32 protein-coding genes are annotated in these 25,830 nt (G+C 69.2%); 16 read left to right on the top strand and 16 right to left on the bottom strand.

The window, feature by feature from the left end:
• The first annotated feature begins 84 nt into the window (after window positions 1–84).
• Window positions 85–930 (top strand): helix-turn-helix transcriptional regulator, encoded by an 846-nt coding sequence (locus ABZV40_RS11140; RefSeq protein ID WP_355438567.1) that lies wholly within the window; start codon window positions 85–87, stop codon window positions 928–930.
• Complete coding sequence (locus ABZV40_RS11135; RefSeq protein ID WP_355438565.1) at window positions 905–1,063, top strand: DUF397 domain-containing protein; 159 nt, start codon at window positions 905–907, stop codon at window positions 1,061–1,063. Before ABZV40_RS11140 ends, ABZV40_RS11135 begins: the two co-directional genes overlap by 26 nt.
• Here the strand turns inward: ABZV40_RS11135 and ABZV40_RS11130 are convergent.
• From ABZV40_RS11130 to ABZV40_RS11120, 3 genes are all read right to left on the bottom strand, one after another.
• The gene (locus ABZV40_RS11130) at window positions 1,053–2,318 is read right to left on the bottom strand and encodes a tetratricopeptide repeat protein (protein WP_355438563.1); all 1,266 of its coding nucleotides are present in this window, start codon (window positions 2,316–2,318) and stop codon (window positions 1,053–1,055) included. The two genes, ABZV40_RS11135 and ABZV40_RS11130, sit on opposite strands and share 11 nt — an antisense overlap.
• Before the next feature lie 64 nt (window positions 2,319–2,382).
• Window positions 2,383–3,429 carry a 4Fe-4S binding protein gene (locus ABZV40_RS11125; RefSeq protein ID WP_355438561.1) on the bottom strand — a complete coding sequence of 349 codons (1,047 nt, stop codon included), beginning with the start codon at window positions 3,427–3,429 and terminating at the stop codon, window positions 2,383–2,385.
• Complete coding sequence (locus ABZV40_RS11120; protein ID WP_355438559.1) at window positions 3,426–4,283, bottom strand: alpha/beta hydrolase; 858 nt, start codon at window positions 4,281–4,283, stop codon at window positions 3,426–3,428. Before ABZV40_RS11120 ends, ABZV40_RS11125 begins: the two co-directional genes overlap by 4 nt.
• 98 nt (window positions 4,284–4,381) lie before the next feature.
• On the opposite strand from ABZV40_RS11120, the gene ABZV40_RS11115 reads away from it, so the two are divergent.
• Window positions 4,382–4,843, top strand: coding sequence for a helix-turn-helix domain-containing protein (locus ABZV40_RS11115; protein WP_355438557.1), 462 nt, complete (start codon window positions 4,382–4,384; stop codon window positions 4,841–4,843).
• Here ABZV40_RS11115 and ABZV40_RS11110 read toward each other — a convergent pair.
• On the bottom strand, window positions 4,836–5,882 hold the full coding sequence (locus ABZV40_RS11110; RefSeq protein ID WP_355438555.1) for a M4 family metallopeptidase: 1,047 nt from the start codon (window positions 5,880–5,882) through the stop codon (window positions 4,836–4,838). The genes ABZV40_RS11115 and ABZV40_RS11110 overlap by 8 nt on opposite strands.
• 174 nt (window positions 5,883–6,056) lie before the next feature.
• On the opposite strand from ABZV40_RS11110, the gene ABZV40_RS11105 reads away from it, so the two are divergent.
• Genes ABZV40_RS11105 through ABZV40_RS11095 form a run of 3 tightly spaced genes read left to right on the top strand, consistent with a single transcriptional unit; the run spans window position 6,057 to window position 7,329 of the window.
• Window positions 6,057–6,521, top strand: a complete 465-nt coding sequence (locus ABZV40_RS11105) for an SRPBCC domain-containing protein (RefSeq protein WP_355438553.1) — start codon at window positions 6,057–6,059, stop codon at window positions 6,519–6,521.
• Window positions 6,518–6,871 carry a metalloregulator ArsR/SmtB family transcription factor gene (locus tag ABZV40_RS11100; RefSeq protein WP_355438551.1) on the top strand — a complete coding sequence of 118 codons (354 nt, stop codon included), beginning with the start codon at window positions 6,518–6,520 and terminating at the stop codon, window positions 6,869–6,871. The genes ABZV40_RS11105 and ABZV40_RS11100 overlap by 4 nt, the downstream gene beginning before the upstream one ends.
• Window positions 6,868–7,329 carry an SRPBCC domain-containing protein gene (locus tag ABZV40_RS11095; protein WP_355438549.1) on the top strand — a complete coding sequence of 154 codons (462 nt, stop codon included), beginning with the start codon at window positions 6,868–6,870 and terminating at the stop codon, window positions 7,327–7,329. Before ABZV40_RS11100 ends, ABZV40_RS11095 begins: the two co-directional genes overlap by 4 nt.
• Before the next feature lie 69 nt (window positions 7,330–7,398).
• On the opposite strand, the gene ABZV40_RS11090 is transcribed toward ABZV40_RS11095, so the two are convergent.
• Both ABZV40_RS11090 and ABZV40_RS11085 read right to left on the bottom strand, forming a co-directional pair.
• A complete protein-coding gene (locus ABZV40_RS11090) occupies window positions 7,399–7,806 on the bottom strand; it encodes a hypothetical protein (protein WP_355438547.1) in 408 nt (135 codons plus the stop codon).
• Window positions 7,803–8,357, bottom strand: a complete 555-nt coding sequence (locus tag ABZV40_RS11085; protein ID WP_355438545.1) for a sigma-70 family RNA polymerase sigma factor — start codon at window positions 8,355–8,357, stop codon at window positions 7,803–7,805. The genes ABZV40_RS11090 and ABZV40_RS11085 overlap by 4 nt, the downstream gene beginning before the upstream one ends.
• A gap of 216 nt (window positions 8,358–8,573) precedes the next feature.
• Here ABZV40_RS11085 and ABZV40_RS11080 point away from each other — a divergent pair, with 216 nt between their 5' ends.
• The gene (locus tag ABZV40_RS11080; RefSeq protein ID WP_156093641.1) at window positions 8,574–8,750 is read left to right on the top strand and encodes a hypothetical protein; all 177 of its coding nucleotides are present in this window, start codon (window positions 8,574–8,576) and stop codon (window positions 8,748–8,750) included.
• Here ABZV40_RS11080 and ABZV40_RS11075 read toward each other — a convergent pair whose 3' ends face one another.
• On the bottom strand, window positions 8,751–9,242 hold the full coding sequence (locus ABZV40_RS11075; RefSeq protein WP_355438543.1) for an FBP domain-containing protein: 492 nt from the start codon (window positions 9,240–9,242) through the stop codon (window positions 8,751–8,753).
• Window positions 9,243–9,309: 67 nt separating this feature from the next.
• Here ABZV40_RS11075 and ABZV40_RS11070 point away from each other — a divergent pair, with 67 nt between their 5' ends.
• Complete coding sequence (locus ABZV40_RS11070; protein ID WP_355438541.1) at window positions 9,310–9,879, top strand: WHG domain-containing protein; 570 nt, start codon at window positions 9,310–9,312, stop codon at window positions 9,877–9,879.
• A 330-nt stretch (window positions 9,880–10,209) separates the two neighbouring features.
• Here the strand turns inward: ABZV40_RS11070 and ABZV40_RS11065 are convergent, their stop codons facing one another.
• Entirely contained in the window at window positions 10,210–11,430 is a 1,221-nt protein-coding gene (locus ABZV40_RS11065) for an epoxide hydrolase (RefSeq protein WP_355438539.1), read from the bottom strand.
• 61 nt (window positions 11,431–11,491) lie between these two features.
• Here ABZV40_RS11065 and ABZV40_RS11060 point away from each other — a divergent pair, with 61 nt between their 5' ends.
• Window positions 11,492–12,244: a M15 family metallopeptidase gene (locus ABZV40_RS11060; RefSeq protein WP_355438537.1), complete on the top strand. Its 753-nt coding sequence runs from the start codon at window positions 11,492–11,494 to the stop codon at window positions 12,242–12,244.
• A 104-nt stretch (window positions 12,245–12,348) separates the two neighbouring features.
• Here the strand turns inward: ABZV40_RS11060 and ABZV40_RS11055 are convergent, their stop codons facing one another.
• Entirely contained in the window at window positions 12,349–13,644 is a 1,296-nt protein-coding gene (locus tag ABZV40_RS11055; protein ID WP_355438535.1) for a hypothetical protein, read from the bottom strand.
• A gap of 570 nt (window positions 13,645–14,214) precedes the next feature.
• Here ABZV40_RS11055 and ABZV40_RS11050 point away from each other — a divergent pair.
• Entirely contained in the window at window positions 14,215–14,373 is a 159-nt protein-coding gene (locus ABZV40_RS11050) for a hypothetical protein (protein WP_355438534.1), read from the top strand.
• 37 nt (window positions 14,374–14,410) lie between these two features.
• On the opposite strand, the gene ABZV40_RS11045 is transcribed toward ABZV40_RS11050, so the two are convergent.
• Entirely contained in the window at window positions 14,411–14,848 is a 438-nt protein-coding gene (locus tag ABZV40_RS11045; protein ID WP_355438532.1) for an Lrp/AsnC family transcriptional regulator, read from the bottom strand.
• A gap of 124 nt (window positions 14,849–14,972) precedes the next feature.
• Between ABZV40_RS11045 and ABZV40_RS11040 the strand changes: the two genes are divergently transcribed.
• Window positions 14,973–16,232 (top strand): ArgE/DapE family deacylase, encoded by a 1,260-nt coding sequence (locus tag ABZV40_RS11040; RefSeq protein WP_355438530.1) that lies wholly within the window; start codon window positions 14,973–14,975, stop codon window positions 16,230–16,232.
• Window positions 16,233–16,238: 6 nt separating this feature from the next.
• Here the strand turns inward: ABZV40_RS11040 and ABZV40_RS11035 are convergent, their stop codons facing one another.
• Window positions 16,239–16,985 carry a hypothetical protein gene (locus ABZV40_RS11035; protein WP_355438528.1) on the bottom strand — a complete coding sequence of 249 codons (747 nt, stop codon included), beginning with the start codon at window positions 16,983–16,985 and terminating at the stop codon, window positions 16,239–16,241.
• 138 nt (window positions 16,986–17,123) lie between these two features.
• Window positions 17,124–17,420 carry a helix-turn-helix domain-containing protein gene (locus ABZV40_RS11030; protein WP_355438526.1) on the bottom strand — a complete coding sequence of 99 codons (297 nt, stop codon included), beginning with the start codon at window positions 17,418–17,420 and terminating at the stop codon, window positions 17,124–17,126.
• A 251-nt stretch (window positions 17,421–17,671) separates the two neighbouring features.
• Between ABZV40_RS11030 and ABZV40_RS11025 the strand changes: the two genes are divergently transcribed.
• The 3 genes from ABZV40_RS11025 (at window position 17,672) to ABZV40_RS11015 (ending at window position 20,317) form a co-directional block, all read left to right on the top strand.
• On the top strand, window positions 17,672–17,968 hold the full coding sequence (locus ABZV40_RS11025) for a DUF1330 domain-containing protein (RefSeq protein ID WP_355438524.1): 297 nt from the start codon (window positions 17,672–17,674) through the stop codon (window positions 17,966–17,968).
• Window positions 17,969–18,332: 364 nt separating this feature from the next.
• A complete protein-coding gene (locus tag ABZV40_RS11020) occupies window positions 18,333–19,475 on the top strand; it encodes a hypothetical protein (protein WP_355438522.1) in 1,143 nt (380 codons plus the stop codon).
• Between the two features lie 50 nt (window positions 19,476–19,525).
• Window positions 19,526–20,317 (top strand): pentapeptide repeat-containing protein, encoded by a 792-nt coding sequence (locus tag ABZV40_RS11015; RefSeq protein ID WP_355438520.1) that lies wholly within the window; start codon window positions 19,526–19,528, stop codon window positions 20,315–20,317.
• Window positions 20,318–20,332: 15 nt separating this feature from the next.
• Here the strand turns inward: ABZV40_RS11015 and ABZV40_RS11010 are convergent, their stop codons facing one another.
• On the bottom strand, window positions 20,333–20,791 hold the full coding sequence (locus tag ABZV40_RS11010) for a hypothetical protein (RefSeq protein ID WP_355438518.1): 459 nt from the start codon (window positions 20,789–20,791) through the stop codon (window positions 20,333–20,335).
• A gap of 119 nt (window positions 20,792–20,910) precedes the next feature.
• Between ABZV40_RS11010 and ABZV40_RS11005 the strand changes: the two genes are divergently transcribed.
• Window positions 20,911–21,324, top strand: coding sequence for a hypothetical protein (locus tag ABZV40_RS11005; RefSeq protein WP_355438516.1), 414 nt, complete (start codon window positions 20,911–20,913; stop codon window positions 21,322–21,324).
• Here the strand turns inward: ABZV40_RS11005 and ABZV40_RS11000 are convergent.
• Window positions 21,321–22,085, bottom strand: coding sequence for an alpha/beta hydrolase (locus ABZV40_RS11000; RefSeq protein WP_355438514.1), 765 nt, complete (start codon window positions 22,083–22,085; stop codon window positions 21,321–21,323). The two genes, ABZV40_RS11005 and ABZV40_RS11000, sit on opposite strands and share 4 nt — an antisense overlap.
• Window positions 22,086–22,208: 123 nt before the next feature.
• Window positions 22,209–22,745, bottom strand: a complete 537-nt coding sequence (locus ABZV40_RS10995) for a helix-turn-helix domain-containing protein (RefSeq protein WP_355438512.1) — start codon at window positions 22,743–22,745, stop codon at window positions 22,209–22,211.
• Window positions 22,746–22,832: 87 nt separating this feature from the next.
• Between ABZV40_RS10995 and ABZV40_RS10990 the strand changes: the two genes are divergently transcribed.
• Window positions 22,833–24,044 (top strand): FAD-dependent monooxygenase, encoded by a 1,212-nt coding sequence (locus ABZV40_RS10990; protein WP_355438510.1) that lies wholly within the window; start codon window positions 22,833–22,835, stop codon window positions 24,042–24,044.
• A 9-nt stretch (window positions 24,045–24,053) separates the two neighbouring features.
• Here ABZV40_RS10990 and ABZV40_RS10985 read toward each other — a convergent pair whose 3' ends face one another.
• Window positions 24,054–25,712, bottom strand: coding sequence for a M14 family metallopeptidase (locus ABZV40_RS10985; RefSeq protein WP_355438508.1), 1,659 nt, complete (start codon window positions 25,710–25,712; stop codon window positions 24,054–24,056).
• Between the last annotated feature and the right edge of the window lie 118 nt (window positions 25,713–25,830).

Raw genomic sequence — 25,830 nt, 5'->3', positions numbered from 1 at the left:
CTTTCAGGTTGATCTGCGGCGAATGGGTGGAGCCAAACGGAACACCGGTTCTACCGTCCCTGCATGCCTTTGCGGAGATCCACTGTGCGCGGCCGCGAGTTCGGCGACGCGATAAGGGCGCTGCTGCGGGCGGCCGGTCTGACAAATCGCGCCGCCGCCGATTTGCTGGGCTGGCAGGAGGCCAAGGTCTCGGAGCTGGTCAACGGCAAGGAAGGCACCACCGACATCGAACTCGCCAAGCTGCTGGGGTTGTTGCGCACGCCGCCCGCCGAGTTCGACCACCTGATGGCCCTGCATCACGAACTGAGCACCCGGGACTGGTTGCAGCCCACCAAATCCGGCATGACCGACCGTGCGCGCACACTCCGCGAGCACGAAAAGATCGCCTCGAACATCACCGGCTGGTCGATGAACGTCGTGCACGGCTTGTTGCAGGCACCCGACTACACGCGCCACCTCGCGCTCGCCAAACCGTTGACGCCGGAAGAGGCACAAGTGCTTGTGGACAATCGCACCGCCCGTCAAAAGGCGGTTCTCGACGGCTACCGAACCGTCACGATCTTCATGCACGAGCAGGCGCTGCGGCTGCCGGTCGGGAGTCCGGAAACCATGGCCGAGCAGTACCACCACCTGTTGCGGCTGTCTGTCCGGCCGTATCTCACGATTCGCTTGATTCCTACCGCGTTCGGGCCACACGCGGGTCTGGCCGGCGACTTCGACTTGCTTCAGTTCAAGAAGATCCCACCGATCGTCTACGTCGAAAGCGAAGGGGCTAACGTCTTCCTCGAAGATCAGCCTTCGGTCGGTCTCTACGACACCGTCGTGACATCACTCGGTCGGACGGCGTTGGACGAGTCGCAAACGAGGAAGCTGATCACCGACATCATCGGTGAGGAGGCTCGTGATGACGACCAGGTGGCGCAAGAGTAGCTACAGCGCTAGCGACGGCAACTGCGTCGAAGTGGGCCGTGGCGTCGGCGTCCGGGACAGCAAATCGCCGTCGGTCGAACTTCCGCTCACGGCCCACCAGTGGACGTTGCTGCTGCGCCTGGTCAGGTCCTGACGTAGAGGTTCATGCCGGTGAAGTCGAGCGTGACGCTGTAGGGCTTCCAGAAGCACTGGAAGAACGCGGCCGGCACGTCGAACCCGAGGCCCGCGGTGTCCGCGGTGGGGTGCGATTCGCAGTAGATCTCCTTGGCGACGGCACCGCCGACGCGGAGTTCCTTGGGGTAGCACGGGTAGACGACGGTCGGCGTGCTGTGCGCGGACGTCTCCAGCGGGCGGCCGAGGTCGGTGCGGACGCCCAGGCGGTCGGCCGTGTCGCCGAAGAGGACCGCGGCCATCTCGCCGCTGCCGCCGAAGTTCGTGCCCACCACGCGCGTGCCGGAGCCGGCGACGCTGCCCAGGCTGTGCAGGTAGTGGTCGTCAGCCAGCCACAGCGGCAGGGGCTTGGCGCCGGCGGTCGCGGACTTGACCGCTTCGGGGGTCGGGCGGCGCAGGACCAGGGCTCGGTTCGCGTAGTCGAAGGTGGTCAGCAGGTGGTAGAAGACCCACGTGCCGATCATGCCGTCGTGGTCGTTGTCGACGTCCTCGCCTGACTCGGTCGACGACCAGCCCACGGGGACGTTGCGCAGTTCGAGGCCGCCGATCTTGAAGGAGTCCAGCACTCCGTAGTAGGCCCAGATCCGGCCGCCCTCGTAGTCGATCTCCTGGCTGGCGACGGGCTTGAGGCCGGCCTGCTTGGCGAGCGTCGAGGTCAGGCCGAGGCACGGAGCGCCGGTGTAGAACGTGAAGCGCTTCGGCGGTCCGCCGTTGACCGAGGCCTCGACCTGCGGCATCGGGTCGAGCTTCTGGAACTGCACCCGGCCGATGTCGCCGTGGATCTGGTACGGCTCGCCACTCACCGCCGAGAACCACTTGGCGTAGGACTCCTCGCCGATCGCCTGCCAGTGCGGCACGGACAGCGCGAGCTTGTCCTGCCGCAGGTAGCAGTCGGCGAGGAACTTGTGGGCTTCCTTGTCGCCGGGCGCCAGGTCGAGCGCCGTCCTGAGGTACTTCTCGGCGTCGGCGAACTTGTTGGCCAGCAGGCCCACATAGCCGCGCTGACGGGCCGCGTGCACGTTCGTGGGGTCCGTTTTCAGGATCTCCTCGTACGCGCGGCCTGCCTCCTCGAACTTGCCCGCCTTGAACAGCGCGTCCGCGCCACCGCCCAGCGCCGTGGCCACTCCGCCCAGGAACGGCGTTGCCGCGGCGGCACCGGCCACCGCGGCAGCGCCTCGCAGCAACGAACGCCGGCTCCACTGTCCCCCAGTAGTCATGCCTTCAGCCAAGACCGAAGACCGTTGCGGGGCCGTATGCGTTTTTCGATACGCCCGCGATAGGTCAGGAGCGTTTCGCCGGGGGCTGCCAGCCGCCGGTGACCTCCTTGACGGGCTTGTGCGGGAACCGGCGCCGGGCGTGTTCCTGGGCGGCCGAGCCCGGCAGGACGTAGAGGGTCTCGGTCTTCTCCTGGAGTGGTCGCAGCACGGTGTCCAAGAACGTCCTGCGGTCGTCGAGGTACGGGCCGAGGACGTCCTCACCGGCGGGGCAGACCGCCACGCAGTAGCCGGACTTGTAGCCGGGCGGGGAGGCGAGGCTCTGCCACATCGAGGTGCTTTCGGAGTCGGTGACGCGAGAGCGGTAGTCGGCGGCGTCCTCGCTGTCGGCCACGGTCTGCACCCAGTCGGTGAACCCGCTCATGAACTCGCGGTAGTTGTGCGTGGCGCAGGCCAGCGCGTCGAACTCACCGGTCTTGCGGATGGCGCCGACCGGGCAGGCGGCGACGCACAACTTGCAGTCGATGCACGGGTTGTAGTCCAGCGCCTGGCCGTACTCGCTCACCTCCGCGTCGACCAGCACGGTGGCCAGCAGCACGAAGCTGCCGAACTTCGGGTGGATGACGTTGCGGTGCAGGCCCATCACGCCGAGCCCCGCGGCGACCGCGACGGTCTTGTGCGCGACCACCCAGATCCGTCCCGGGTAGCGGTCCATCTCCTGCGGGAAGCCGACCGACGGGTTGAGCGCGCGGTAGCCCGCGTCCTGCAGAGACTGGGTGATGCTGCGGGCGGCGTGGTTGGCGAGCTCGTCGGTCTGGTGGAACTCCTGGTTCGCGACGCTGCGCGCGGGGGAGCGGCAGTTGTCGCGGTTCATCCGGAACGCCATCGCGACGAGGGAACGGGTGCCGGGCAGCGCGGCCAGCACGTGCTCGCGTTCACCGGCCAGGTCCGGGTGGTCGAGGCTGACCGCGGCCACGTCGTCGGCACCGGCCGCGAGGCACAGTTCACGCAGCCAGGCCGCGTCGAGCACCGGCGGCGGGCTCGGCCTGCGCTGGGCGAGGACGGCCTGCACCGACGGGTGTGCGGCCAGCTTCGGCGGCAGCTCGGCGGTCATGCGACCGCGTCCAGCACGTCGGGCCGTTCCAGGGCGAGGAAGTGGCCGGCGTCCGGGACCTCGGTGAACTCGGCGCCGGGCAGCAGCCGCCGGTTGGCCTGCCGGTCCGAGGGCCGGGACCAGTCGTGCTCGCCGTAGACGAGGTGGACCGGCGCGGTGACCTCGGGGTAGCGGGCGCGGGCCGCGATGAGGGTGGGCAGGTTGCCGTAGATGGCGCGGGCGACCGTCGCGTAGCCGGGACGGCGTCCGACGGCGAGGAGCTCGTCCAGGTAGTCCTCGCGCAGCGCGGACGGATCGGCCAGGCCGCCGCTCAGAACGGCGCGCACGACGGGTTTGGGTTCGATCCCGGCGAGCAGCGGCCCGATGCCCGGTGCGAGGACGCCGGTGACGACCAGCCGGGCCAGTAGGCTCGACCTCGCGATTCCGCCGGCGTAGTCGTAGGCGTTCACCGCCACGACGCGCCGAACGCGGTCGGGCAGGTCGGCCGCTGTGGTGAGGGCGAGCACGGCCCCCATCGACTCGCCGAGCAGTGTCACGTCGCGCAGGTCGAGCTGGGTGATGAGCCGGGTGACGGCGGCGCGCAGGGCGGGTTCGCCGTAGGACGCGCCGGGCACGATCTCCGAGTGGCCCATCCCCGGCAGGTCGGGCGCGTACGCGGTGTACCGCTGCCCGACCAGCGGGACGAGGTGGCGGAAGTGCTCGGCCTGGGTGCGCACGGTGTGCAGCAGGACCAGCGGCGCGCCGCTGCCGCCCGTGAGGTACCGCAGCCGGCCGTGACCGGGCCCTGCCGGTTCGAGGAAGTGGGTGCTCGTTCCGGGAACGCTGATCCCGGACTCGTTCAGCTGCGGAGTCATCTGCGCCTCGTGACCAGTGTGTTGTGTTTTCCTACCGACTGCTCGTCACCGTAGGTCAGTAAGTTGGAAAGCACAACACACCCGGCTAGGCTGGGGAGATGACCGAACTGCAGCCCGGGATCCGCATGGCCGACCTGCCGATGGGGGTCCGCCCGTGCTCACTCGCGGCCGCGCTGGAGATCCTCGGTGAACGCTGGTCGCTGCTGGCGCTCCGGGAGATCGGCTACGGCGTGCACCGCTTCGCCCGCATCGCCGGCTACACGGGAGCGTCGCGCGACATCCTCACCGAACGCCTGCGCAAGCTGGAGGCCGCCGGGGTGATCGAGCGACGGCTCTACAGCGAGCACCCGCCGCGCCACGAGTACCACCTCACCGAGGCCGGCCGGGAGCTGTTCCCCGTCATGCTCGCCCTGACCCAGTGGGGCGACCGGTGGGCGGTGGACAGTCCCGCCCTGCTGCGTCGGCACTCCTGCGGCGAGCCGGTCCAGGTCGACCTGGTGTGTCACCACTGCGGCAAGCCGGTCACCCGCGACACGGTCCACGCCGAGCTCGCTAGCTGACGCCCACGTCGTTCCACGAGGCGCGCACGACGCCCGCGGCATCCGCGCCGAACAGCGACTGAGCGGACGCCGCCGTCGCGGCCGCGGCCTCGGTGAAGTCGGAGTTCACCCGGAGCTTCGTGGCGAGCGCGTCGTACCAGATCCTGCCCGCTCGCTCCCACGCGTTGCCACCGAGACGGGTCGCGGTCAGGTAGAAGGCCTTGTTGGGGATGCCGGAGTTGATGTGCACGCCGCCGTTGTCGTTGCGCGGGTTGCCGTCGTCGGGCAGGTCGGCGTAGGCGCGCATGTGGGCGGGCTGGCGGTCGAGCTGGTGCGCGGTGCCGGGGTCCTTCATCGACCGCAGCGCGACGCCCTGCAGCTGCGTGCCGAGGATGCCGCCGCCGATGAGCCAGTCGGCCTGGTCGGCGGACTGACCGAGCGTGTGCTGCTTGACCAGTGAGCCGAAGACGTCGGCCATCGACTCGTTCAGCGCACCGGACTGCTTGTGATACCGCAGGCCTGCCGTGTACTGGACGACGCCGTGGGTGATCTCGTGGCCGACGACGGAGGTGTCACGGGCGAGGGCGCCTGGTTGGAAGATCTTGCCGCTGCCGTCGCCGTAGACCATCTGGGTGCCGTCCCAGAAGGCGTTGTCGAAGCCGCGGCCGAAGTGCACCGACGAGATCAGCTTGAGGCCGTTGCCGTCGACGCTGTGGCGGCCCAGCACGTCGCGGTAGAAGTCGTAGGTCCGGTCGGCGTTGTCGAACGCGTCGTTGACGGCCGGGTCGCTGAAGGCGCCGTCGCCTTCCTTGCGGCGCATCACGCCGGGCAGGCTGCGTTCGTCGCCACCCTGGACGTCGTACACGGCCTTGAACTCGGCGGCGGGTGCGGGCAGCTGCGCGGCGTCGAGGCCGAGGAACTGGATCGCCTCGGTGAGCGTGGCGCGCTGGGCGCGCAGGGCGGCCGAGGCGAGCAGCGTCGGGATGGCGTCGCGGAGCTCGATGTTGCCGGCTTCCGCGAGCTCGATGAGCAGGTGCGTGGGCAGGATGAAGCAGACCATGGTTCCCCCTTCTGGCTCCCCTTGTACCAGAGGAGGAGGCACCGCATCGCGTGCAAATACGCGATGTCCCGCGAGGTCGGCCGAAGCTTTCATGCAACCAATGGTTGCGCTAGAGCGGGGCACCGGTTAGCTTGATATGCAACCGTTAGTTGCACATCAAGCCTGGAGGGCCGCGTGGAGTACGGAAGCATCGAGCGGGAGCTGCGCGTCAACGCAGCTCCCGAGGTCGTCTACGAGGTGATCAGCTCCGCCGAGCACCTGCGCGAGTGGTGGCCCGACGACGCCGAGCTCGACCCGGTGCCCGGCGGCATCGGCCGGATCGTCTTCGGCGACGCGTCCTCACCGGACGCGAAGATCGAGCAGCTCACCGTCGTGGAGGCCGATCCGCCCCGCCGGTTCGCGTTCCGCTGGGTGTACGACCAGGGCGCGTCGCCGTCGCCGGGCAACTCGCTGCTCGTCACGTTCGACCTCGTGCCGTCCGGCGACGGCACGCTCGTGCGCTTCTCGGAGCGGGGTTTCCGCGAGCGCGGCTGGGAGGCCGCCGTGCTGGAGCAGGCCTACGCCGACCACTCCCGCGGCTGGAACCACTTCCTCCCGCGCCTCGCCGCACGGGCCGAGAGCCTGGTCGCGCGGTCATGAGCACCGCGATCGACGACGACCTGTGGTCCGCGGTCGGCGACCCGACCCGGCGGAGGATGCTCGACCTGCTCCTCTCCGACGGCGGCGGCACGGCCACCACGCTCAGCGACCGGCTGCCCGTCACCCGGCAGGCGGTCGCCAAACACCTCGGCGTGCTGGACCGCGTCGGCCTGGTGCACGCGACCACGGCGGGCCGCGAGCGCCGCTACGAGGTGGACGAGGAGCAACTCGCCCGCGCGGTCGCCCAGCTGTCCGCGGTCGGCGCGACCTGGGACGCCCGGTTGCAGCGGATCAAGCGGATCGCCGAACGGATCCAGCAGGAGCGGAAGACGGGATCTGACCAGTCATGACGACATCCGAAACAGGCACGGCCCGCGACTACTCGACGTCATACGTGGTCGAGCAGTCGCCGGAAGAGGTCTTCGCCGCCGTCGTGGACGTCCGCGCCTGGTGGACGGGCGAGATCGAGGGGCAGACCGACCGGGTGGGCGCCGAGTTCACCTACCGGCATCCCCCGCAGCACTGCAGCCGTCAGCGCGTGACCGAGTTCGAACCCGGTCGCCGCGTGGTCTGGCGGGTCACGGACAGCCACCTGTCGTTCGTCTCGGAGCCGGCGGAGTGGACCGGCAGCGAGGTCGTCTTCGACATCGCGCCCGTGCCCGGCGGCACCGAGCTGCGGTTCACCCACGTCGGGCTGGTGCCGGACGTCGAGTGCTTCGGCGCGTGCTCCACGGCGTGGCTGCACTACGTCAACGGCAGCCTGCACAGCCTGATCACCGAGGGCCACGGCCTGCCCGACCCGTGGTGAGCACCGTGTCGACCGCGACCAACGCGATCACGGCGGCGCTCGACCAGCCGCGCGATGATCTCCAGCTGCTCAGGAACGCACCCACCGCGTGACGACCGGGGTGCCGTCGCTCGCCGCCACCCGTACCCGGACCAGTCCGGCCGGCACGTCGGCCGCCGTGAACCAGCCGTCGGAGATCGGCACCGCACGGCGGGAGCGCGGTGTCTCCACCACTGCCTCGCCCTCGGCTCCGGAGACGAACCCGCGCAGCCTGGAGCCGTCGATCTCCAGGCTGATCGTGACGTGTTCGGATTCGAAGGCGAGCGTCAGCGGCCCGTTGCCCCGGACGAGCGCCTCGGACTCGACGAGCTCGGCCAGTTCGGCGTCCAGGGTCCGCAACGCCAGTGCCGCGCTCGCGTCGCGCAGCACGCCCGCCGGCACCGGGTCGAACTCGTCGGCGGCGGCGCGCAGGACGTCGAGGAAGTCGTCGTCGTTCATGAGCGCTCCTCCAGCAGCTGGTTGCCCGCGACCAGCGCTTTCAGCCTGCCGAGGCAGCGCTGCCGGATCGGCCCGATGCTGCCGACCGGCATGTCCAGGGCGAGCGCGACCTCGGCGTAGGCGGGTGGCGGCGAGGCCATCAGCACGCGCAGCAGGCGCCGGCATCGGTCCGGCAGCTCCTCGAAGACGCGCCAGAGCGCGGCGTTGCGTTCGCGGACCAGCAGCTCGTGGTCGAGCGCCGGGGCGGGGTCGGGGGAGTCGGCGATCTCCTCGGCCGGTGCCGGGAGGCGGCCGGAGCGGCGCAGCAGCTGCAGGCACTCGTGCCGCGCGGTGGTCGAGAGCCAGCCGGCGAGGCGTTCCGGTTCGGCGATGCGGTCGAGGTGTTCGACCAGCTTGATCCACGTGCACTGCACGGCGTCGGCCGCATCGGCGTCACTGAGGCGGTAGGCGCGGGCGATCGACCACAGCAGCCCGCTGAACTGCCTGACCAGGGCGTCCCACGCGCTCTGGTCACCACGCGCGGCCGCCGACACCAGCGCCGGTATGTCCATGTGGACATGATGCCCCGCGATCAGGCCGTGATTCGCTATTTGCACCCGATGGTTGTTCGGTCCCCGGCGAACATTCCGCCGGGGTCATCAGGAACCCCGATCGGTCGCTCGTGAAGGACGACCCGCCGAAACCTTTCGTTTGGCGTAATTGCCGCCCAATTCGTGCGTCTCGGGTGCATCCTGGTCTCCGACAGCTCGACCCGAGGACTGATGACCATGACGAGTGCGACCGCGTCCTCCCGCCACAACTGGGAGTCCGACCTGGAGCGCTACCGGACCAGAGCGGTCCAGGTGCTGGACACGCACCTGCCCGCGACGACCGGGTGCACCGAGTGCGGTGACCCGTGGCCCTGTGCCCGCGCCTGCACGGCCGAGCTGGTGCTCGAGCTCTGATCAGGACTCCACCCGCGCGAGGAACGCCGCCACCCCGGTGACGATCCTCGCGGCCTGCTCTTCCTGCGTGATCGACTCGCGGAACCGCGAGCCGGGTCCCGCGCTCTTCTTCCCGCGCAGGTACAGCGAGCACTGCAGGTCGGCGCACACGTAGGCGCCGACCGAGTTGCCCAATTGCCCGGACTTCCCCGCCTTGCGCGCGGTCATCAGCGACACCCCGTCCCCGGAATGCGTGGTGAGGCACCACGCGCACATCGTCTTGCGCGCGTGCCCGGCCTGCGTCGCCCTGCGCAGCGCGATGCCGACGACGCGGCCCTGCAGTTCGATCACCAGGTACGCGCGGTCGGGCGCGGCCGGGTCGCGCCAGCCGAGGAAGTCCAGGTCGTCCCACGGTCGTTCGGCGAGATCCCTGGGGACGTGCATGCGCTTCGCCTCGCCCTTGGTGGAATTGACGAAGGACGCGCGGATGTCGTGTTCGGTCAACGGCTTCACGCCTGGGAACGCTAGGCTTACCTAGAGGTCCTAGGCAAATTATTAAGGACCCTAGGAAGGGTGGCGCATGGCACGCGCGGGGCTCACCGCCGACCGCCTCACGCAGGCGGCCGCGGAGCTGGCGGACGAGGTCGGCTTCGAGAACGTGACGGTGTCCGCGCTCGCCCGGCACTTCGGCGTGAAGGACGCGTCGCTCTACTCGCACATCCGCAACGCCCACGACCTGCGCGTTCGCCTCGCGGTGCGTTCGCTGGCCGAGCTGGCGGACCTGGTCGCGGAGGCGTTGGCGGGCCGTTCGGGCAAGGACGCGCTGGTGGCGTTCGCGCACGCCTACCGGCGGTACGCCCACGAGCACCCGGGCCGGTACGCGGCGACGCAGATGGCGCTCGACCCGGACACCGCGGCGACCAGCGCGGCCGGTCGGCACGCCGAGATGACCCGCGCGATCCTGCGCGGCTACGACCTGTGGGAACCCGACCAGACCGACGCGGTGCGGCTGTTGCACAGCACGTTCCACGGCTACGTCTCGTTGGAGCGCGCCGGGGCGTTCCACAGCCACCCGCGCGGGGTCGAGGCGTCGTGGACGCGTGCCCTGGACGCGCTCGACTCACTGCTGCGGGCGTGGCCGGCCGTCTAGGAGCTGTATCGCGGCCGGTCATCAGCATCATCTCGCTGTCGCGAGTCTTCCAGCCCAGCGCGTTGGAAGCCGCCGCTCGGACGCGGACCTCATCCGACCTGGGCGTGGTGGCGAGAACTCGGCGAGCCGCGTCACCTCCAGACGGTCGGACGGTCCGAGTTCGGCGTCGCCGCCCCTTGCGCGATCCGCGTCCGGCCCAGGTCGTCACCTTGACCGCCAGGTTCTCGCCGCCGGAGGCGTCGCGCTCCCTCCCGATGCAGGAGCTCTCCGGCAGTGGCCCAGGGCGCAGGTGCGACTCGTCAACGCGATGCGGCGGTCGCCGGAAGGTGATCAGCTGCCGCAGTTCCTGCGGTCGTGGAAGGTGCGGCGCAGGTCGCTCACCCACGCCCCGGGGTTCTCCCACGGGATGAAGTGACCGCCGTGATCATGGGCGTTGACGTTGACGTGGTTGAACCAGCCGGCCAGCGGGCCGGACTTGAACGCCCGGACGCGTTCGTCGGCGGTGTGGATGCCCGGCGGGTTCTCGTAGGTGACGAACGTGAGTCCGACCGGTGCCTGCACGACCGGCGTGCGGTCGTGGGAAGGCGTCCACGGGTAGCGGTTGGCGTTGGCGTAGTAGCGCATCGACGTGGCGATGGAGTTGTTCGCCCAGTAGATCGTGGCGTGGGTGAGCAGATCGTCCTTCGTGAACACGGACTCGATGTCGCCGCCGTCGTCGCTCCAGTCGTGCCAGCGCTTCAGCAGCCACGCGAGCAGACCGGCGGGTGAGTCGCTCAGCCCGTGCGCGAGAGTGGCGCCGTCGAGCATGTGCACGGCGAGATGAGTGGCCCACCGGTGGTCCTGCTCGATGACGCGGGCGCGGATCTCGGCGGGCTGGTCGTCGGTGAGCGGCCGGTTGCGGGCGAAGTCCCAGGCGCGGTCGCCGGTGAAGAAGTCGAGCGGCAGCCCGGAGCCGATGTGGACGCCGTACAGCGCGTCGGCGTACTTGTGGCCGAGCTGGCTGGAGACGATGCCGCCGATGTCGCAGCCCCCGGCCGCGTACTTCTCGTAGCCCAGGGTCTCGGTCATCAGCGTGTGCCAGAGGTCGGCGACTTTCCAGAAGTTGACGTCCGGGAAGCCGGTGAGCGGACCGGGGAACCCGAAACCGGGCAGCGACGGCACGATGACGTCGAACGCGTCGGCCGGGTCACCGCCGAACGCGCCGGGGTCGGCGAGCGGGTCGATCACCTTCGACCAGTGCCAGAACGTCCACGGCCAGCCGTGGGTGAGGATCAACGGGACGGGGTTCGGGCCGCGGCCGGGCTTGCGCAGGAAGTGCACCGGGACGCCGGCGACGGTCACCTGATAGTGCTCATAGGCGTTGATGGCGGCTTCGGCCTCGCGCCAGTCGTATCCGTCACGCCAGTACGTGACCAGGTCGCCGAGGTAGGCGGCCGGGACGCCGTAAGACCAGTCCTCGTTGCCCTCGTCCAGCGGCGCGCGGGTCCGCGCGAGGCGGGCGCGCAGGTCGTCGAGGACCTCGTCGGAGACGTGGATCGGGGTGGGTTCCATGGTTCCTTCCGGTTCCGCTCAGCGGTCTCGGGACTGCTCCGGTGACGCGTGCGCTGCTTGGATGAGCGCCATGCGCGCCCTGCTGCTCTCCGTGCTGCTGACCGTGTCGTTCGCGATGCCCGCTCAGGCCACCAGCGGGTTCGTCGTGCTGCGCGACGTGGACCCGACGATCTTGCACGACATCCGCTACTTCACCGACCACAACTTCGTCGGCACCCGCATCGACGGCTACCGCCAGCCGCTGTGCATCCTGACCAGGCCCGCGGCGCTCGCGTTGCGTTCGGTGCAGCGGGAGATGCTCAAGCAGGGCTACACGCTCAAGGTCTACGACTGCTACCGGCCGCAACGCGCCGTCGACCACTTCGTGCGGTGGGCCCGCGATCTCGCCGACCAGCGGATGAAGACCGAGTTCTACCCGCGGGTCGACAAGACGCGGCTGTTCGAGGACGGCTACATCGCGGAGAAGTCCGGGCACAGCCGCGGGTCGACGCTCGACCTGACGGTCGTGAGGCTGCCGGTGCGCCATCAACGGCCGTACCTGCCGGGGGAGCCGCTGGTGAACTGTTACGCGCCCGATCGGTTTCCCGACAACACCGTCGACATGGGTACCGGCTACGACTGCTTCGACACGTTGGCGCACACCGACGACCCGCGGATCATCGGGCAGGCGCGGGAGCACCGGCAGCTGCTCAGGTCGGCGATGGCGCGGGCCGGGTTCCGCAACCTGCCCGAGGAGTGGTGGCACTTCACCCTCAACGGCGAGCCCTATCCGGACACCTACTTCGACTTCCCGGTGTCACGCCGTCTCGGCTGATCGTGCGCTGTCCCCGTGCTCGCGGCGCACGCCCTGACGTGGATCGGGCGTGTCAGCGGCGTGGCCACGAGGTGGCGATGGCCGTCGGCTGAGCGTCCTGGCGCTCAGGCGGTGTCCCCCGGACGGCGGATCTTCTGGACCAGGTCGACCACGTTGACCGGCTTGTCGATCACGCCCGTGCGGTGTTCGCCGCCGAGCACTTCGAGCGTGTGGACGTCGGCGGCACCTTCCGTCAGCTCCTTCGGCTGCCTCTCGGCGGGAGCCAGCTCGGCCATCAGCGGATGCGCGACCTGCAACGTGATGGTGTGCGGCTGCAGGACGTTCTCCAGCACGTCGACCGGAGGCAGGACGCCGTTGCGCACGATGTCCCGATACGGGCCGACCGTGTCGTCGCGGTCGGGCGCGTCACCGAACCAGCTGATGAGGTACGTGCGCAGGTAGACGGTGAGGAACCGGGTCACGGCCTCGGGTTCCGTGCGGGTGCGGGGCGCCTCCGGCTGGTTGAGCAGGCTGTACAGGTCCGCGCCGAGCGGGAAGTCGGCGTCGCGCAGCCACAGCACCGGGTCGGTGTCGCCGCCCGAGCTCACCGCGTCCAGGCACGCGGCCACGAAGGCCAGCCGGTTCGCGGTGAGGTTGTGGTCGGCCTTCTCCCTGGTGAGCGCCGCGGTGGTGTCCTCCAGCTCGCGGCGCAGCCTGGTCACGGTGTCGGTCAGCTCGCGCTCGGCGCTGCTGCGGCTGCGTTCCTCCTGGACCGCGATGATGCGGATCAGGGCCCGTTCGCACTCCTGCCGGTTGGCGAGCCGGGCGCGCAGGTCGGTCAGCTCGCGTTCGTAGAACTTCAGGCTGGTCTCGTGCGCCTCGCGGAACTCGCGCACCGCCTTCTCGGCGTGGCGCTGTGCGTTGTTCTCCACGTGGGCCAGCTTGCTGAGCAGCATCTCGACCCGGATCTTGTCGTTGGGCAGCTCGTCGACGCCGGGGAACGGCGGCGGTGCGCCGGCGGGTGCCAGCACCGGCCCGTCGTAGCCGGGTGGCGGGTAGCGGCGTGACGCCTGCCAGAGACCGGCCAGGCGCGGGCGTGGTGCTTGCGCGTCGTCGACACCGCAGCGGGTCAGGACGAACTCGACGAAGTCCCACCTCGGGATCTCCCAGGCGGGCTGGCCGATGTGCCTGCTCATCGTCCGTTTGGCGTCCTCGAACGCCTTGCGGTCGGCGGGGTCGCCGGCGATGCCCGCGGGCGCGCCGGGGGCGGCCATGTGGTCGCGCAGGAAGTCGCTGAACCCCGGATAACGCGTCTTGATGGCTGTGACCAGCACGAAGGCCAGCTCGGCCGCGAACGGGTCGAGGCTCGTGTAGTCGCTGACCGAGGTAGGCAGCTGACGTCCGCCGCGACGGGTGCCCATTGGTTCCTCTGAGGTGGGGAGTGCCCGGCAGGGGCCGGGGGAGATGACGTGAACTGGGGTCAGCCGTACCCGCCCTTATCTCCGCGTTGTGCGGTTATTCATTTTTCGCCTTTCGTTCCGCTGCCACCGGTGTCCGCCTCAAGTGTCTCGTTTGGACCTTGGAGGAGGAACAAGTTCGCTCGATCGTCACCTGTTCGAGTGATATCGGATCCGGTCGGACAACCTCGGCATCCTGTCGGGTGCGCCGGATAACCACCGTGCGATCAGCCAGACCGAAATCGCCTTCCTTGGACTCCTGACCTGCATGTCCTGCACCAAACGGCAAATCCTGTTGAGACGGATAACCGTTGTTAGGTGCCAGTGATGGCATGGAATGACCGCTTGCCGCTCTCTTTGTGACCGCTCGTCGACGTCAATTTCGGGCGATCGGGTTCCGGTGATCATCACTGCGATAGTGGGGACTGCCCACGCTCCGGTGCGTAGGCACAAAAAAGAGCGGACCCCTGATGGCAGTCAGGGGTCCGCAGGTTCGTTGTCCTACCCCAGGCGTCCTGAAAGGGTTGAATCAACATGCGAAGTTTAGGCCTGCGGCCACCGTCCCGGCCGGGTGCGGTCGTTCCGGTGTCACGGCACCGGCGTGAGCAGGCGAGGCCCGGCTGTCTGCGCGGGCTGTTGTCGCTGCCCGGTGTGGTCGTGCGACTGACCTGGTCGAAGCTGACGCGTCGCTAGCCCGCACCCCGTACGAGGGCCGGCTGCGCCCGGCAGATCACAGGCGCGGCCGGCTCAGCAGCCGGGACAGCACGATGGCGCTCTCGGTCCGCTGGATCGGTGCCGTGGCGCGGACGCGCTGGATGGCTTGTTCGAGGTGCGGGATGTCGCGGGCGAGCAGGTAGAGCATCGCGTCGGCGGCGCCGGAGACGGTGCAGGCCTCGATGACCTCGGGAATGTCGTCCAGCGCGCGGCGCAGCTCGGCCGGCGTGGGGTTGCCGGCGCAGTAGACCTCCACGAACGCCTCGGTGTGCCACGCCAGCGCCTGCGGATCGACGACGGCGGTGAATCCCCGGATCGCGCCGGTCGACACCAGGCGATCCAGACGTCTCTTGGCGGCGGAGGGCGACAACCCGGCCGCCTTGCCGATCTCGGCGTACGTGGCGCGGGCGTTGCGCAGCACGCACTGGATGACCGCCTCGTCAATGGTGTCCACGGCTTAGAGGATGCGTCAGCACGCAAAGATTTGCCACAGGGTGGCGATATTCGCAAAAATCCGGCGTAGTTCGCCGGAAACAGCAATTGTTTGCATCGCTCGCACGAACCTAGTCTCACGGCTTGTGACGACGAACGAGGTGGAGGCGGCCGCCCTGGCCGCAGTCGACGAGGCGGCGATCGGCCGGCTCCTGCTGGAGCTGCTCGAGGTGCCGAGCGTGACGGGCAGCGCGGCGGAGTCCGACCTGCAACACGTGCTGGCCGGGCACCTGGAGCGGGCGGATCTCGACGTCGACCTGTGGTCCATGAACCTGCCAGAACTGCGGGCGCACCCCGATTTCCCCGGCGGCGAAGCCCCGCGCACCGAGGCATGGGGCCTGGTGGGCCGTACCCCGGGCGACGGCCCCACGCTGATCCTGCAAGGACACGTCGACGTCGTTCCTCCCGGTGACCCGGCGCAGTGGGTGGGCGACCCGTTCCGGCCGCGCGTCACCGGAGACGTGGTGCACGGCCGCGGCGCGTGCGACATGAAAGCCGGCGTGGTCGCGATCCTGGCCGCACTGGCGGCGATCCGCTCGGCGGAGGTGAAGCTGCGCGGGCGGGTGTCGGCGCATTTCGTCGTCAGCGAGGAGGACGGTGGTCTCGGCGCGTTCGGCACTCTCGCGCGCGGCCACACCGGCGACGCCTGCATCATCACCGAACCGACCAGCGGCGTGATCATGACCGCGAACGCCGGCGCGCTCACTTTCCGCATCGAGGTCCCGGGCCGCGCCACCCACGGCAGCACCCGGTACGTGGGCGTCAGCGCGATCGACGCCTACCTGCCGATCCACCAGGCCCTCGCCCGGCTGGAAATCCGCCGCAACGTCGATCCGGACCCTCTCATGTCCTCCTACCCCGTCCCGTACCCGTTGTCCGTCGGCACGGTGCAGGCCGGCGACTGGGCCAGCACCGTGCCCGACCTGCTGGTGGCCGAGGGACGACTGGGTGTGCGGCTGGGGGAGGACCCGGCCAGTGCCCGTGCGGACCTGGAGCAGTGCGTGGCCGAAGCCTGCGCGGCGGACCCGTGGCTGCGCACGCACCCCGCCACCGTGACGTGGCCCGGTGGCCAGTTCGCGAGCGGCCGCCTGGCCGCCGGGCATCCGCTCGCGCACCTGGTCGGCGCCGCGCACGCGGACGTCACCGGGACACGGCCTGCTGAGCGCGGCGCTCCCTACGGCAGCGATCTCCGGCTGTACGCGGGGTCGGGCATCCCGACGTTGCAGTACGGGCCCGGTGATGTGCGCCTTGCGCACAGCCCGCAGGAACAGGTCCGCGTGAGCGAGATCGTCACGGTCACCCGCGCTCTGGTGCTCTCGACGTTGCACGCGGTCGGTACGAGGTAGGCGCGTTCACGGGCCGATCCAGAGGTGCTGCGGCACCCGTGCGTACTCGGCAAGGCTGTCGACGACGGCCGGGAACTGCGGGTGCTGCGGTCCGATGATCCGTTTTGCCAGGTCCAGGGACTGTCCGGCCAGCCAGGAAGACAGCTCCTCGAACGCTTCCGCGGTGTGCCCGCGGGGGTTCCACAGCAGGCACGGTCCGGGCACTCGAGTGCAGACGCGCTGCCCCAGCGCCGTCACGATGATCGGCGGGCCCAGTTCGCTGTCGAGCAGGCACAGCGACGCGCCGGTCGACAGGGCGAGCGTCGCGAAGGTCTCCCGGACGGAGGGCGACATCAGGAAGAGCCGGCTCTGCGAGTTGGCCGCGGGCATGAACCCGAACCGCAGGTGATCCGGAAGGAGGGCGCGGGTGTCGCTGATGGTGAGGTAGATGTAGCCCACCAGGACCCGGCTGCTGCCGTCTGGCCAGGTTCGGGTCACGTCGGCTTGGTCCATCTCGTCCGGGTAAGCCCGCAACGGCTCGTCCAGCGGGAAGCACAGGGAAAGGTCGAAACTCTCGCTCAGGCCGTTCGCCACGGCGACCGTTTTGTCGCTCACGAAGCCATGGCTGCCCGGCAGCCTCACCGATCCGCCGTCGGGGAGAAGCACGTTCGTCCACCGCGACTCTTGCGGGTCGCACAGCTCCGCGACCGCCTCCAGGAAGCGACCGGAGTCCCGCCGGTGCACGTAGAACTCGTAGTCGAAGTCGATGCCCATGTGTCCCCCACACCGATCCAGGGTGTCCTGTGGAAGATCATCCCGCGGCGAAGCCGCGCCGTACCTGACCGAGCGCATCCGGGCGCTTCGGCGAATGTTCGCTCCGCGAGCTCGGTGACGAGACAGCGACCGAGATCTTCAGGTCTCCGTGGGCTCCTGATCGTTGTGTTCTTGCTCCTGCGCCCAGGTGATCGCCCATTCGTCGAGAGGACGGAGGGCATCACGGAGCGCTGTCCCCAGCCGTGTCAGCTCGTAGCCATCGGCCGAGGTGGTGATGATCCCGCTCGATACGAGTTCGCGGAGCCGCTGGTAGAGGACGCTGGATGACAGCCCTTCGCACCGTGCCAGCAGCGCGCGGGCGCCGAGCGGTCCCGCACGCAGTTCCCAGAGAATTCGCAGCGCCCACCGGCGGCCGAACAGGTCCATCGCGGCCATGAGGGGACGGCCGGTAGTCGATCCGCGAACCGGTGTTCCTGGACGCGGTGTCGGCATGATCCTCCTAGTGTTTCGTTATTCGAAACACTAGCATCCGTGCGGCGTTTCTGTTTTCGAAACGAACTCGCCGCCGGGCTGGTCCTCATCCCGTTCTCGGTGCTGGGGCACGTCGCAGGTTCGCCCTCGCCCGCCGACGCGCGCCCGAGGCCAACCCGTGAGTCAGATGCACTCATCCCAACACCGGAGGTTCCATGCCCAAGGGCTACTGGGTCAGCGTCTACCCCACCATCGAGGACCCCGAGAAACTTGATGCCTACAACGAACTGGCACGTCCAGCCGTCAAGGCCGCAGGCGGGCGGGTGCTCGCCCGCGGCGGCAGCCGGGTCGAAGCACACGAAGCCGGAATCGCCGAGCGCGTCGTCCTGATCGAGTTCGACAGCTTCGAACAGGCGGTCGCCGCACGCGTGAGCGCGGCCTACCAGGAGGCGCTGGCCGAACTCCCCGACGGCTTCGAGCGCGACTTCCGCATCGTCGAAGGCATCGACTGATCGATGTCCTGGCCGAATGTCACCGTGGTCGCTGCGTGCATGCGGCGCGACGGAGGGTGCGGTAGCCCCACGGCCGTTACTACCCGGCGGGTGCGTTGCCAGGTGGCGTCACCGTGACATTAGTGGCTGGCGTGCTGGGGATGGGCTGGGCTCGGTGGCGAGCCCGGACCCGTAAGTCCCCGCAGTCGCAGTCGTGGCGCACGACAGGGGAAGGGTGGCCGCGAACATGGTTGCGTCGACCGTCCTCGACCCGATTCTGACCGCCGATAATGTTCACTTATCGGCGGTCAGACTTTCCACCCCCAATTGGGTAGCGTTGCGTTTAATAACGTAACTACACACGTAATTCTGCTACGCTATTGCGGTGGAGACGAGCTGCAACTTCCCCGGCTGTGAGCGCCCCGTTTTCCGAGGTAGCGGGCCGGGCAGGCCTTCGGAGTACTGCGACCTGCCCGAGCACACGCGCTGGCGGGCGTGGCGCGAGCGGCAGCGGCTGGCTGCGGAGCCCGAGCAAAACATGGAGGTCGTCACCGTGACGAATCTCCCGAGGGTCTCCGGTACCGCCAAGATCAGGGCTGAAGAGCTTCTCGACCGCTTCCGGGTGCTGTCCGAACAAATGACGCAGACGCTCGGGCGGGCCGTGGGCGAGCTGAACGCGATGGCGGACCCGAGCGTCGCGGAGAACATGGTCCAGGCCGCGGAGGCCGAGGCCGCGCGACGGGTCGCGGAGGCGCGGTCCGAGCTGGCGGCCGCCGAACGTCGCCGGCACGAGGCGGAGCAGGCGCGCAAGGCGGCTGAGGAGATGACCGAGCAGGCGGTGCGGGCGGCGGAGGAAGCCGACGAGGCCGCGGACGCGGCGCTGACCGAGCGGGACGAGGCTCGCGAGGCGGCACGGATCGCCGGCGAACGGGCCGAGGCGGAGATCGCCGAGGTTCGGGTGCAGGCGGCGGCCGTGATCGAGGAGATCCGGGCCGAGGCGGACGCGAAGGTGCGGGAGGCCCAGGAGGCGGCGGAACAGGCGCGGGCCGATGCGGTGAAGCACGCCGAACAGGCGCGCAGGCAGGCCGCGAAGGAGATCGAGCAGGCTCGTGCCGAGGCCCAGGCCGAGATCGACCGAGTCCGCGAGGAAGCCGCGGCCTCGGCACAGGCCGCTGAACAGGCCCGCGCCGAGGCCGCCGCGCAGGTGGAGCTGGCACGGCGAGAGGCGGCCGAGACCGTCAGCCGGGCGGCCAAGGCTCGTGATCAGGCGGTGGTGCGCGCGGAACGGGCCGAGCAGGCCGCCGCGGACGTCCGTGCGGAACTGGAACGGTCGCGCGGCGAGGTAGACGCTCGGCTGGCGCAGGTCAGGCAGGAAGGTGCTGACCAGGTGGCGGCGGTGCGGCAGGCGCTGGCCGCGGTGGAGGACGCGCGGGCGCAGACGCTGGCCCGCGCGGAACGGGCTGAGCGTCAGCTCGACGAGACGGCCGCCGAGTTGCGGGCGCTGCGCCGGGCGGGGCAGCGGGAGTGACGGTGCGGCCGGTAGTACGGCTGACCTGCGGATGCGTAGGCTGATCACCGATGGACGAGCTCAAGGGCGACTGCGCCAACTGCTTCGGGCTGTGCTGTGTGGCGCTGCCGTTCACGAAGTCGGCGGACTTCGCGGCCACCAAGGACGCCGGCACGCCGTGCCGCAACCTGCTGGCCGACCACCGGTGCGGCATTCACGACCAGCTGCGGCAGAAGGGGTATCCCGGCTGCACGGTGTACGACTGCTTCGGTGCGGGTCAGCGGGTGTCGCAGGTCGTGTTCCGGGGCAACGACTGGCGCACCGGCGAGCGGGAGAAGATGTTCGCGGTGTTCCCGGTCGTGCGGCAGTTGCACGAGTTGCTCTGGTATCTCGCGGAGGCGCGCCGCCTCGACCCGCACGAGGACCTCGGCGAGGCCTACGCGGAGGTCGAGCGGCACACGGTCGCGGACCCGGACGAGATCCTGCGGCTCGACGTCGCGGAGATCCGGGCGAAGGTGAACGTCCTGCTGCTGCGGACCAGCGAACGGCTGCGCACGAGCGCGAAGTCGTACCGGGGCGCGGACCTCATCGGCGCGCGGCTGCGGAACAAGAACCTCAGCAACGCCGACTTCCGCGGCGCCTACCTGATCGGCGCGGATCTCGCGAACGCCGATCTGACGCGGGCGGACATGATCGGGGCCGACCTGCGGGGCGCGGACCTGTCGGGGGCGGATCTGAGCACCTGCCTGTTCCTGACGCAGCCGCAGGTCAACGCCGCGCGCGGGGACGCGAGGACGAAACTGCCGAATTCGTTGACCCGTCCGGTGCAGTGGAGTCAGGCAGGTGCAGGGAAACGACGCTGAGCGAGCGCGCCGGACTCAGACGAGACTGTCGAAAATCAGCCGCATGTCTTCTTTGACGGCGTTGACGAGGTCGGGGTCGTTGATCTGGGAGTCGTCGATCCGGAAGTGCTCCTTGGCGGCGCGGTGCTTTCCATCGCGGTCGATCACATTGGTGGTCTTCCGGAACTTCGCGGCGTTCTCGTCCCATTCGTAGAACACATGGCTGTTGTGGGCGCGATTCAGCGTGAGGTGGCATAACGTCCACGGGTCGCTGTCGACCTTGGCGTTCGAGACCGGTGACTTGGTGATGGTGATGTGCGCGGCGAACACCTCGTCGCCGAGTCTCACGCGCATGCCTTCGAGATACACCCATGCTCCGTTGCCGCTGTAGTTGACGGCGACCTTCTTCTCGTCGAACGAGATGGTGTCCAGTTTGTTCTTGAGGACGTGCGGCAGTTTCATCCAGTTTTCGGCACTTGTGCGCGTCGACGGCATTGCCCACCTGCTTTCACGTAGTCGGTCCGTGCGGAAGTCGCCGTGAATCGGTGGGCTGTTACGCCGATTCCGGGTGAGGTGTCAGCGCGGTGTCAGTGGCCGGTGCGAGAGTGCCGATCATGAAGAAGGCACTACTGATCACCGCCGCCGCGGTGTCGGCGCTGCTCGTGCCCGGTGTGGCGCAGGCGGAGACGCCGCCGGGCTGCTCCTCGGCCCAGCAGATCGGCTCGACCGCGTACGTGAAGTTCGCCGACGGCTCGACCGCCGCGTCGGTCAAGCAGTTCGCGGGCTGCGGCACCAACTGGAGCTACGTGTTCGTGTGGGCGGACTGGGCCGCGCGGCACGACGACTTCCACGTCGTCACCGCGGTGACGACCGACGACAACGTCGACCACGGCAAGGTCACCGGGCGGCTCAACCAGCGCGAGGTGTGGTCCAAGCCCGCGGACTCCGTGAACCGGTGCACGCGTGCGATGGGCCGGGTCGCGCTCGGCGAGGACGGCTGGAGCGCGTACACCGGCCGCCGCTGCTAGACCGACAGGCGCTGCTGGGCGACCGCGCGGGCGAAGCCCTCGACGTTGTCGATCATGATGTTGTGGCCGGTGTTCGGCACGGAGATGACCTGGACACCGGCCGCGGTGAGCTCGCGGGCACCGGAGGGCGGTGCGTCCTCGGGGTGCAGGAAGACGCGCGGGATCTCCAGCTCCAGCAACAGCTTCCGCATCGTCGGGGAGGTGCCGCGGACGAGGTCGACGGCGCTGCGGTAGAGGGCTTCGCGGCCGGCCATGCGCATGGTGGCCGCCCAGTGCGGGCCGACGTCGCGCAGCACGCGGTCGAAGCCGTGCGAGAGGAAGTCGGCCTCGCCGTAGGCGGCGATGCCGCGGCTGCCGGGTGCGCCGAGCGCGGGCGTGGCGGGGTCGACGTGGGGGTCGACGAGGACGAGCGAGCGCACCATCTCGGGGTGCCGTGCGGCGAGCACGATGGCGACCGCGCCACCCATGCTGTGGCCGATGATCTCGCTGCGCCGCAGCCCGATCTTGGCCAGCGCGACCGCGAGGGCGTCGGCGTGGCCTTCCAGGGAGTAGGCGAAGCCGGTGGGCCGGTCGCTGATGCCGAAGCCGAGCATGTCCATCATCAGGCTGCGGCGGCCGGCGAGCAGCGGGTGCGCGACGGCTTCGGCGTAGTAGGGCGCCGATGACGCGCCGAGGCCGTGCAGGTAGACGCGAGCGGGCGTGGCACCCGGTACTTCGACCCAGCGGATCCGGACCCCAGGTCTGATCTCGACGGCGCGCATTTCTCTCCCCGCGTGAATTCGGTGCCCGGACCCTACCTCGCGTCCACGGCCGGTGAGACCGGTTTCGAGACCGGGTTCTCACCTCGTCCCGCAGATCCTAAGGCGGGGTGTGGGCGCGCTCCCTCAGCTGATCGCCAGCGCGGCGCACGCGGCTTTGACAGTGGCCGCTTTCAGTTCGTCGAACGGCGCGTCGGGGAACTGCATGGTGCAGTCCTGCATGCCGCCGAACGCGAGCACCGCGCGGGTTTCCTGCTCCAGCGTGGGTTCCGGCCCGAACATCAACCGGGTGAGCCGGGCCCGCCAGGCCAGCACGGTGTCGATCAGGCCGAGCTCGGCGAGGGTGGTCATCTCGGTGAGCAGCAGCAGGACGTCGGCGCGGTGGCGGTGGTGGAAGTCGAAGAAGCCCTCGACGAGCTCGCGGGGCGGCACGTCGCCGCGTTGTTCCATGCGCGTGAGGAACTCCTCGCCGTCGTCGAGCAGCGGGGTGACGATGCTGCGGACGAGCTCCTCGCGTGAGGAGAAGTGGTAGTAGAGCGCGGGTTTGGTGATGCCGAGGCGGTCGGCGATCTCCTGCAGGCTGGTCTGCTGCACGCCCTTGGTGGCGAACAGCTCGCGCGCGGTCTGCAGGATCCGCTGCTTGGTGTCGGACTGTCTGGCCACGGCCCGAATCTTACTTAACAGTCGGTAAGTGCGGGTGTAGGCTCGCGGACAGGTCACTTACCGACCGTTAAGTAAGGGGGGTTTGAGGTGCGGATTCTCGTCTCGGGCGCCAGCATCGCGGGTCCGGTGCTCGCCTACTGGCTCACTCACCACGGGCACGAGGTGACGGTGGTGGAGAGGTCACCGGTGCTGCGCAAGACCGGCGGGCACGCGGTGGACCTGTTCAAACCGGCGATGGACATCTCGGAGAAGATGGGTGTGCTGCCGCGCATCGAGTCGCTGGCCACCGGCACCGAGCGGCTGTCGTTCCTGCGCGAGGGCACGCGCAAGCCCGTCACCGGTGACGTCACGAAGATCTTCGCCGCCGCGTCGGACCGGCACGTCGAGGTGATGCGCGACGATCTGAGCGAGATCTACTACGACGCCGCGCGCTCGGACGTCGAGTACGTGTTCGGTGACTCGATCACGTCCATCGGCCAGGACGGTGACGTCACCTTCGAGGTGGGGTCGCCGCGGCGGTTCGACCTGGTCATCGGGGCGGACGGGTTGCACTCGAACGTGCGGCGGCTGGTGTTCGGGGAGGTCGCCAAGACGTTCACGGGCGCGTATCTCGCGGTGCTGTCGGTGCCGCGGGAGCTGGGGGTTCCGGGTGCGATGTCCGGGCACATCGGGCCGGGGCGCAGCGCGCAGGTCTACGGGGCGCGGCACATCGACGACGCGCGGGCGGTGTTCCTGTTCCGCTCGCCCGAGCTCGAGTACCACCACCGGGACGTGGCACGGCAGAAGCAGCTGCTGCGGGAGGCGTTCGCGGGTCTGCACCCGCAGGTCGACGAGTGGCTGACCTACCTCGGCAGCGACCGCGTCTTCTACTTCGACTCGATCACGCAGCTGCGTGAGGACAAGTGGTCGCGCGGGCGGGTGGCGCTGGTCGGCGACGCGGCCTACTGCCCCGGCCCGGCCATCGGAGGCAGCACGAGCCTCGCGGTGCTGGGCGCGTACGTGCTGGCCGGTGAGCTGGCGTCGGGCGCGGACCACGAGGCGGCGTTCGCGCGCTACGAGCACGAGATGCGGGATCTGGTGCACGCCAGCAGGGCGTTCGCGCTGGGGGTGGCGAAGACGCTGATCCCGACGACGCGCGCGGGCGTGTGGACGCTGGTACGTGGCATGCAGCTGGTGACGTCGTTGCCGTCGTGGCTGGTGCGGCCGCTGGCCAAGCTGAACGCGAAGGGCATCCGGCTGCACGACTCGATGGACGTGAAGGACTACGAGGGTCAGGGCGCCGGCGTGCCGGCGCCCTGACCCGTCACGTCAGAACTGCAGGCTCCACTTGTCGAGGAACCCGGTGTCCTGGTTGGCGTTGTCGTTGACCCGCAGCTGCCAGGTGCCGTTGGCGACCTCGCTGGAGGCGTTGACGGTGTAGGTGGTGTTGATGTTGTCCGTGCCGCCGCCGGTGCGGTTGTGCAGGACGTAGGAGCTGCCGTCCGGGGCGATCAGCTCGACCTTCAGGTCGCCCTGGTAGGTGTGCTTGATGTCCACGCCGACCTTGAGCGTGGCCGGCGCGTTGCCGGTCACGTCGGACACCGTGATCGGCGAGTTGACGGTGCTGTTGTCGTTGATCGGGAAGTCGGTGGTGTTCTCGAAGTACTTGCCGGGGTTGGGCGGGGTGATGCCGCAGTACTGCTGCTCCTTGCCGATGGCCTTGTACGGGCAGTCGGCGCGTTCCAGCAGCTGCAGCACGGCCTCCTTGTTGCGGGAGGTCTGCGCCGGGATCACCTCGTCGGGCGGGTAGAAGCCGCCGCCACCGGACGAGCCGGGGTACATCTCGAAGGTGTAGGCGAAGATGCCCTGCGTGCCCCACAGCCAGTCGGGGATCGACCCGTCGGTGATGTACAGGTCGCTGGACTGCTCGGGCGTGTAACCGTTGCTGGCGGCCATGTCCTGGCCGATCTTGGCGAACGTGTCGCGCTGGTCCTGGGTCAGGCCCGGTGCGACGTCGTCGTAGGTCCAGCCCCACGGCCACAAGATGAGCTCGCTGTAGGTGTGGAAGTCGATGGACGCGGTGATCTGCTGCTTGCCGCCGACGTTGCGGCCGCGCACGAAGTCGGCCACGGCCTTCACCTCGGGCGCGGACTCCGCGCTCGGCCCGCGGTAGGTCTCACTGCCGGTGCTGCCCGAGGAGCCGCCGCAGCAGCCCCACTTGTAGTTCCAGTTGCGGTTGAGGTCGGTGCCGACGTTGCTGGAACCGGCGTTGGGCTGCCGGTTCTTGCGCCACGACCGATAGGTGCCGGTCGCGATGTCGTACTCGCCGCCGTCGGGGTTGACGTCCGGGATGATCCAGATCTCGCGGCTGTCGACGAGGCCCTTGATCCGCGGGTCGGTCGCGTACTGGCTCGTGAACTGGTTGAGCAGGTACAGCGCCATCTCGACGGTGAGGTGCTCACGGGCGTGCTGGTGGTGGGTGAACAGCACCTCCGGCTCGTCCTCGTCGACGCCGACGTTGTCGCTGATCTTGAGCGCGACGATGTCGCGGTTCTCGTAGGACTTGCCGATGACCTGCTTGGAGACCAGGTTCGGGTACGCGGCGACGACCGAGTCGATCTCGGCGGTCATCTCGGCGTAGTTGTGGTAGTTCGAGTCGGCGGCGGGGAAGTCGAACGGCCCGATCTCGGAGTTGGCCTCCATCCGCTTGGGCAGCTCGGTGACGTCGAAGCCCTGGGCCTTGAGGTTGCGGACCTCCCGCTCGGTGGCGGTGATCACGACGATGCCGTGTTCCTCGACCGAGTCGATCGCGGCTCCGGACTTGGCGAGCTTGGTGCGCTGGTCGACCGTGCGGACGTTGCTGACCTGGTAGTTCGTCGACGTCTCCTGGGCGCCGGGGACCGCGCCGGTGGGCACGCCTCCCATGGCGAACACGACGCTCGCGGCGACGGTGACCCCGATCAGGGGTCTGAGGTGGTTCTTTCGCATGCAGGGCAACCCTTCGTACCACGGCAGGGACATGGCTCCGCCAAGTGAAGTGCGTGTGAAGGCGCGCTGTCATCCCGCCATCCGTATGGGGTTATCAGGTGGGATTGGTGACTTTGTT

Source organism: Lentzea sp. NPDC004782 (genome assembly GCF_040609115.1).
Classification (GTDB): domain Bacteria; phylum Actinomycetota; class Actinomycetes; order Mycobacteriales; family Pseudonocardiaceae; genus Lentzea.
The sequence above is the reverse complement of the archived record's forward strand: the minus strand, read 5'-3'. Positions and strand labels throughout refer to the sequence as shown.